Source organism: Flavobacterium sp. (assembly GCF_043780635.1).
GTDB lineage: Bacteria > Bacteroidota > Bacteroidia > Flavobacteriales > Flavobacteriaceae > Flavobacterium.
Map to the genome: position 1 here is coordinate 1 of NZ_JAYWCK010000003.1, position 7,255 is coordinate 7,255.

The following is a 7,255-nucleotide window of genomic DNA, read 5'->3' on the forward strand; positions in this document are numbered from 1 at the left end:
ACGGCATTAACTTTAGTTCAATATGTCAATAAATTTATCTTTGACAGACCAATAAACAATATCAAAAATCAAATAATTTAATTACACCCAACGGGTTAAATGTAATAAAATATGCTCTAATAAAACTATTTTGGCAATTAGAGACTCCTTATTTATTTTGCTTTTGATAATAAAATGCCGGAAGAAATAACAGCAAAAAAATGGGTTGAATAATAAATCTTCTAACGTAAAACAAAGCCATTTTATTAGTTTCCCCAATATAAAAAAGTATAAAAAATAAAATAATGACAAGAATTACAAAAAAAATCAGATACAATATCGAAGCAAATTTAACAGCTTCAACATCCTTAAATAGAACATAGATTATCGCTAAAGAAAGTGAAGTATTCAGAAAATATCTAAAAAATAATCCAAAAAAAAGTTGAGGATTGTCGATTTCCGGCAAGGGCAAATTATAGTAATCCGTTTTGAAATAGTTCAAAAAAGGGTCGTAAAACAAACTGTCTTCATAAGCTCGTATCAGAACTAACAAGAAAATAAGTACTATTGACAATGCAATTCTAACTTTATGATTTAGCAGTTTTTGTAGCATATTTTGAAAATTTATTGACCCAAATAATCCATAACATAAAAACCACTCCATAAATAAACAACGGAAACAATACTCCATGCAAAAGGTGTTGTTGTTTTGGGTAATAATACATCAAGACACATAAAAGCGCTATTCTAAAAACATTTAAAATATGAATGAGTAAACTTCCGCCGATTATAAATAAAATGGTTGGTTTGATTTTTCCTGAAAATGCAATTACAAATGAAATAAACAAGATAATTACACTTAAACCGTTACAGCCCTCGATAATTCGTGCCATAGACCTTTGATTATAATATAAATTTATTCCTGCCTCTTTTATATTTGGCGCAATTGTGACATCACAACCAAATAAAACCATCACATCTTTGGTTTGTTTTGCTACTAATTGAGTAAAACCATCTGCCTCAAATTTCTTAACGTCAAATTGATTGAGATAACTTTGATAAACAAAAGTCAAAAGCAAATAAGTCAGTAAAAACTTGGCTAAAAACAGTAGAAATGGTTTATAAAGAATAAAATATTTTTTCAAAATTGAATTTTTAACAAATTTATATAAAATAAGATAGCCGCTTTTAAATACTTTTACAAAAAAAATTGCGACTATGACTTTCGAAGAATTAACACCAAAAGTAACCGAAATTACTTCAAATCCCATTATTTCAAGAGAAGAAAAATTATTGAAAATTTGTGAACTTCTATGTGACTCTATCGATTATTACAATTGGGTAGGCTTTTATTTTGCAAACCACGAGACTAAAACTTTGCATTTAGGTCCTTATGTTGGAGCGCCAACTGATCATACTGTTATTCCTTTTGGAAAAGGTATTTGTGGGCAAGTGGCTGTTTCAAACGAAAATTTTGTAGTTCCGGATGTTGCAGCACAAGACAATTATATTGCTTGTAGTTTTACTGTCAAGTCAGAAATTGTAGTTCCGCTTTTTGTAAATGGCGAAAATATTGGCCAAATTGATATTGACAGTCACGTTATAAACCCGTTTACTGAAGATGACGAGCGGTTTTTAGAATTTGTGAATAGTGAAATAGCCATATTGTTTTAATAATTATTTAAATATAAAAAGGCTGACCAAAATCACTTTTAGGCAGCCTTTTTATTTAATTTAAAAAAGAATTTTTACTCTTTCAAGATTTTATAAGTCCCTGAATCTTCATCAGTGGATACTTTCAGAAAATAAAAACCACTACTAAGACTTGACAAATCAATAGATGTGTTTAATTTATTAGGTTTCACATTCACCAACTCTTGTCCCGCAAGATTGAAAATTTTAACTTCATTTAATGCTTTTTCTGATTCCATCGAAATTATGCCTTTTGTTGGATTTGGATACAATTTAAAACCTTTTAGTGTTTGCTCTATAAGACCTAGTGAAACTGTTGTAAAAGATTGTGGCCCAGCCCAAGCACTTTTTACAGCTTGGCTATTGCTGCAATTATCCCTAACATAAAAGTCATAAGTTGCTCCAGCATTAAGTCCAGCAATTCCAGCAGGATGAGTATTGGTGCTTTGAAACATTCCTGTTCCTAAAGTAAATCCTTGCAAACCGTATTCTATCTCAAAATTTGTTCCACTGCTTGTCCAATCAAGTGTGGCGTTTGATGTGCCAATATTTGTAACCGTCAGATTTGTGGGAGGCATACAAGAAAATGAATTAAGAACTGGAGAATTCATACAAAAACCGGCAATCTGACCACCAGCATCATTTATACCAAAACGATAACGAAAATTCAGCAATTGATTTGTGGAAAAAGTAGAAAAATCTAAAGAGATATCATTAAGTGTATTTGTGCAATTTGTATAACTTCCTTGTGTTGCAGCAGGCGCAGTTCCGTCAGGCGGAAGCACCCAAGTGCCGGAATCGGCATTCCAATATTCAAAAAATAATACATTAGCAGCAAGGGTTTGAAATGAAAGGAACACATCCATTCTAAAAGCTTTTTCTCCACCATCAAAAGCAGGTTTTAAACTAAAAACGGGTGATTCAATAAAAATAGTTGCAGCTCCTCCAAGAGGAATTGCTAATGCTGCATCATATTTGAATTTATTGTCTACAGTCGGGTTGAAAACAAGTGCTGCGGGCGTGTATACTCCACTTACGGTCCAGCTGGCATTTGGCCAATTTTCGTTTCGTGTCAAGATTTGTGCCGAAGCACTTGAGAATAAAGCGATAAATAAAATTAATGTAATGTTCTTTTTCATAATGCACTGGGGTTAAATTGATAAAAACTCTTAAATGTTCTATGTAAATTTAAGTATTTATTTAATTCAAGTGTCTAAAAATCAATGTAAAATTGATATAAATTGGGATAAATAATTGATTTAATTCTTATTTTGTCAGATAAATATGGTTTTAATCTTTCTAAAAGAGTTTCCCAAAGCTTGAAATCAATCTATAGAGTTAATGAAAATAAGAAATAGCCAAGTTCTTTTAAAAATACAATTCTCAAACCCTTGCAAATCAAAAAATAAAAACTACCTTTGCGCACGAATTAGGAAAAACTTAATTCATACATAATAATCATTTAAATAATATTGGAATGTATTTAACAAAAGAAGTTAAAGAAGAAATCTTCGCTAAACACGGAGAAAAAACAAACACAGGGAAGTCAGAAGCACAAATTGCTTTATTCACTTTCAGAATTAGCCACTTGACTGAGCACTTGAAAAAAAATCGTCACGATTATAACACAGAGCGTTCACTAGTTTTGCTGGTAGGTAAAAGAAGATCTTTGTTGGATTACTTGAAGAAAACAGAAATCAACAGATATCGTGAGATTATCAAAGAATTGAATATCAGAAAATAATCAATACTAAAGAGGTGCGTAAGTGCCTCTTTTTGTTTTAATACGTTTTTATAAAAAAGTTTGGTTTTTCATTGGAACACAACAACTACAACAACACAACTATTCTGCTGACAGGCAGGAAAACCAATGTAAAATTAAAAAAGGAAAAATTATGATTCCACAATTATTTGTAGAAAGCATCGATTTAGGTGATGGGAGAAGCATCACAATCGAGACAGGACGATTAGCTAAACAAGCTGATGGTGCTGTAGTAGTTAGAATTGGAAAAACTGTTATTTTAGGAACAGTAGTATCCTCAAGAAAAGCAAGTCCAGGTATCGACTTTTTACCACTTACGGTAGATTATCGCGAAAAATTTGCAGCTGCAGGTCGTTTTCCTGGAGGTTTCTTCAAAAGAGAAGCACGTCCAAGCGATAACGAAGTGTTAACAATGCGTTTAGTAGACCGTGTATTACGTCCACTTTTCCCAGACGATTATCACGCAGAAGTTCAGGTAATGATTCAATTAATGTCTTATGATGAAGATGTAATGCCAGATGCATTAGCAGGTTTGGCAGCATCAGCAGCTTTAGCTTTATCTGACATTCCTTTCGAAACTTTAATCTCTGAAGCGAGAGTTGGTCGTGTCGACGGGAAATTTATTATCAATCCAAGTCGTGCACAATTAGCATTATCAGATATTGATATGATGATTGGTGCTTCAACTGATTCTATCGCAATGGTAGAAGGAGAAATGAAAGAAATCTCAGAAGCAGAAATGGTGGAAGCCATTAAATTTGCTCACGAGCATATCAAAAATCAAATTGCAGCACAAGAAAGATTAGCAGCAGCATTTGGAAAAAAAGAAGTTCGTACTTACGAAACTGAAAAAACAGATGAGGCTATTTACGCTAAAGTAAAAGCTGCAGCATATGATAAAATTTATGCAATTGCAAGTAAAGGTTCTTCTAAACAAGAACGTACCGCTTCATTTGCAGAAGTAAAAGAAGAAGTAAAAGCATTATTTACATCTGAAGAATTAGCCACTGATGGCGATTTAGTAGATAAATATTTTTACAAAACTAACAAAGAAGCTGTTCGTAACGTAACACTAGATTTAGGAACACGTTTAGACGGAAGAAAAACTACAGAAATCAGACCTATTTGGTGTGAAGTAGATTATTTACCATCTGTTCACGGTTCAGCATTGTTTACTCGTGGAGAAACACAAGCTTTAGCAACTGCAACTTTAGGAACTTCTAGAGAAGCAAACCAAATTGACTCTCCATCTGAACAAGGCGAAGAAAGATTCTACTTACATTATAACTTCCCTCCTTTCTCAACTGGTGAAGCTCGTCCTTTAAGAGGAACTTCAAGAAGAGAAGTAGGTCACGGAAACTTGGCTCAAAGAGCCTTGAAAAATATGATTCCTGTTGATTGTCCTTATACGATTCGTGTGGTTTCAGAAGTATTAGAATCTAATGGTTCTTCTTCAATGGCTACAGTTTGTGCTGGAACATTATCATTAATGGATGCCGGAATTCAAATGATTCGTCCTGTTTCTGGAATTGCAATGGGATTGATTACTGATGGTGATCGCTATGCAGTTCTATCTGATATTCTTGGTGATGAAGATCACCTAGGAGATATGGACTTTAAGGTAACTGGTACTTCTGAAGGAATTACAGCTTGTCAAATGGATATTAAAATTGACGGATTGAAGTACGAAATTATGGAAGCTGCTTTAGCGCAAGCTAGAGATGGTCGTTTGCATATTCTTGGAATTATAACTGATACTTTAGCAGCTCCAAAAGCAGATGTTAAAGCCTATGCTCCAAAAATCATCACAAGAACTATTCCTGGTCAATTCATTGGTGCTTTAATTGGACCTGGTGGAAAAGTAATTCAAGAATTACAAAAAGCAACTGGAACAACTATCGTTATCAACGAGGTGAATGAAGAAGGTGTAATTGAAATTCTTGGAACAGATCCTGTCGGAATTGAAGCGGTATTAGCTAAAATAAAATCAATCACATTCAAACCTCAAATGAACGAGGCTTATGATGTGAAAGTAATTAAAATGCTTGATTTTGGCGCAGTAGTTGAATATCTTGACGCTCCAGGAAATGAAGTTTTACTTCACGTTTCTGAACTAGCATGGGAACGCACAGAAAACGTATCTGATGTAGTAAAAATGGGTGATGTTTTCCAAGTGAAATACCTTGGTATGGATCCAAAAACACGAAAAGAAAAAGTGTCAAGAAAAGCACTTTTGCCAAGACCTCCACGTGAGTCTTAAAAAAAAGAGTAATCACATCTTAGTTTACTAAAGGTTCTTTTATATAAAACCCCGTTTCATTTATTTGAAACTGGGTTTTTCGTTTTAAAAAAAAATTTCTTTTTTTGTAACTTTATTGAAACTCCACACGTATAACCATTCGTACACCTAAAAATTGAGGAGACAAAACTATGAGACAACTTAAAATCACCAAGCAGGTAACCAATCGTGAAACTGCATCATTAGACAAGTATTTACAGGAAATTGGAAAGGTGGATCTTATCACCGCCGATGAAGAGGTAGAATTGGCACAAAAGATAAAAGCCGGTGATCAGGCAGCATTAGAAAAATTAACGAAAGCCAATTTACGTTTCGTAGTTTCTGTGGCCAAACAATATCAAAATCAAGGATTGACACTTCCCGATTTGATTAACGAAGGAAATTTAGGTCTTATAAAAGCAGCACAACGTTTTGATGAAACGCGTGGTTTCAAATTCATTTCGTATGCAGTATGGTGGATTCGTCAATCGATTTTACAAGCTTTGGCAGAACAATCTCGTATCGTTCGTTTGCCTTTGAACAAAATTGGTTCCATCAATAAAATAAACAAAATGTATGCTTTGTTAGAGCAATCTAACGAAAGACCACCAACAGCTGAGGAAATTGCCAAAGAATTGGATATGACCGTAAACGATGTAAGAGAAAGTATGAAAAACTCTGGTCGTCACCTTTCTATGGATGCACCACTTGTTGAAGGAGAAGATTCTAACCTATACGATGTTTTGCGTTCTGGTGAATCTCCAAATCCAGACAGAAACTTAATTCAAGAATCATTGCGTACCGAAATTGAGCGTTCATTAGAAACATTGACGCCAAGAGAAGCCGACGTGGTTCGTTTATATTTTGGTCTTGGTGACCAACATCCAATGACATTAGAAGAAATAGGAGAAACCTTTGACTTAACTCGCGAACGCGTTCGTCAGATTAAAGAAAAAGCAATCCGTAGATTGAAACATACTTCAAGAAGTAAAATATTGAAAACCTATTTAGGTTAATCCTCTAACTTTGCTGAGGGTGACAAGTAACGACGGTCTGATTAACTGTTCGTTTTTTGATTGATGATTGAAACTCCGGCTGATTACCGGAGTTTTATTTTTTATATCTACCTTTGCAAAAACAATACAACCAAACAAACAATGAAGAATACACTTATCGCACCATCGGTTCTTGCTGCTGATTTTGCCAATTTACAACGTGACATCGAAATGATTAACAACTCTGAAGCCGACTGGTTTCATATTGATATTATGGACGGGGTCTTTGTTCCCAATATTTCTTTTGGAATGCCGGTTTTAGCTGCTATTGCAAAACACGCTAAGAAAACAATCGATGTCCATTTGATGATTGTGGATCCAGACCGATACATCAAAACTTTTGCCGATTTAGGTGCCAATATTTTATCCGTTCATTATGAAGCTTGCCCTCATCTTCACAGAACCTTGCAAGCCATCAAAGCCGAAGGGATGAAAGCTGGAGTTGCCATAAACCCACATACTAACATTGATTTATTGGAAGATGTTATC

General features: G+C 34.2%; 8 protein-coding genes. 5 read left to right on the top strand and 3 right to left on the bottom strand.

Translation table 11 applies throughout. The annotated features are described in order from the left end of the window. Positions 1-148: 148 nt before the first annotated feature. Together ACH2BV_RS00065 and xrtF are read right to left on the bottom strand one after the other, a co-directional pair. Positions 149-670, bottom strand: coding sequence for an exosortase F system-associated protein (locus ACH2BV_RS00065; RefSeq protein ID WP_395048339.1), 522 nt, complete (start codon positions 668-670; stop codon positions 149-151). Then, a complete protein-coding gene (gene xrtF / locus ACH2BV_RS00070) occupies positions 567-1,124 on the bottom strand; it encodes an exosortase family protein XrtF (RefSeq protein WP_395048340.1) in 558 nt (185 codons plus the stop codon). The genes ACH2BV_RS00065 and xrtF overlap by 104 nt, the downstream gene beginning before the upstream one ends. Positions 1,125-1,197: 73 nt before the next feature. Here xrtF and ACH2BV_RS00075 point away from each other — a divergent pair, with 73 nt between their 5' ends. After that, on the top strand, positions 1,198-1,653 hold the full coding sequence (locus tag ACH2BV_RS00075) for a GAF domain-containing protein (RefSeq protein WP_395048341.1): 456 nt from the start codon (positions 1,198-1,200) through the stop codon (positions 1,651-1,653). Between the two features lie 74 nt (positions 1,654-1,727). On the opposite strand, the gene ACH2BV_RS00080 is transcribed toward ACH2BV_RS00075, so the two are convergent. After that, complete coding sequence (locus ACH2BV_RS00080) at positions 1,728-2,810, bottom strand: T9SS type A sorting domain-containing protein (RefSeq protein ID WP_395048342.1); 1,083 nt, start codon at positions 2,808-2,810, stop codon at positions 1,728-1,730. A gap of 338 nt (positions 2,811-3,148) precedes the next feature. Here ACH2BV_RS00080 and rpsO point away from each other — a divergent pair, with 338 nt between their 5' ends. From rpsO to ACH2BV_RS00100, 4 genes are all read left to right on the top strand, one after another. Next, positions 3,149-3,415, top strand: coding sequence for a 30S ribosomal protein S15 (gene rpsO, locus ACH2BV_RS00085; protein WP_348076984.1), 267 nt, complete (start codon positions 3,149-3,151; stop codon positions 3,413-3,415). 151 nt (positions 3,416-3,566) lie between these two features. Next, positions 3,567-5,693 carry a polyribonucleotide nucleotidyltransferase gene (locus ACH2BV_RS00090; RefSeq protein WP_395048344.1) on the top strand — a complete coding sequence of 709 codons (2,127 nt, stop codon included), beginning with the start codon at positions 3,567-3,569 and terminating at the stop codon, positions 5,691-5,693. Between the two features lie 170 nt (positions 5,694-5,863). Then, positions 5,864-6,727, top strand: coding sequence for an RNA polymerase sigma factor RpoD/SigA (locus tag ACH2BV_RS00095; RefSeq protein WP_194312649.1), 864 nt, complete (start codon positions 5,864-5,866; stop codon positions 6,725-6,727). Positions 6,728-6,868: 141 nt separating this feature from the next. Next, a partial coding sequence (locus tag ACH2BV_RS00100) for a ribulose-phosphate 3-epimerase (protein ID WP_395048346.1) occupies positions 6,869-7,255 on the top strand: 387 nt, incomplete at its 3' end.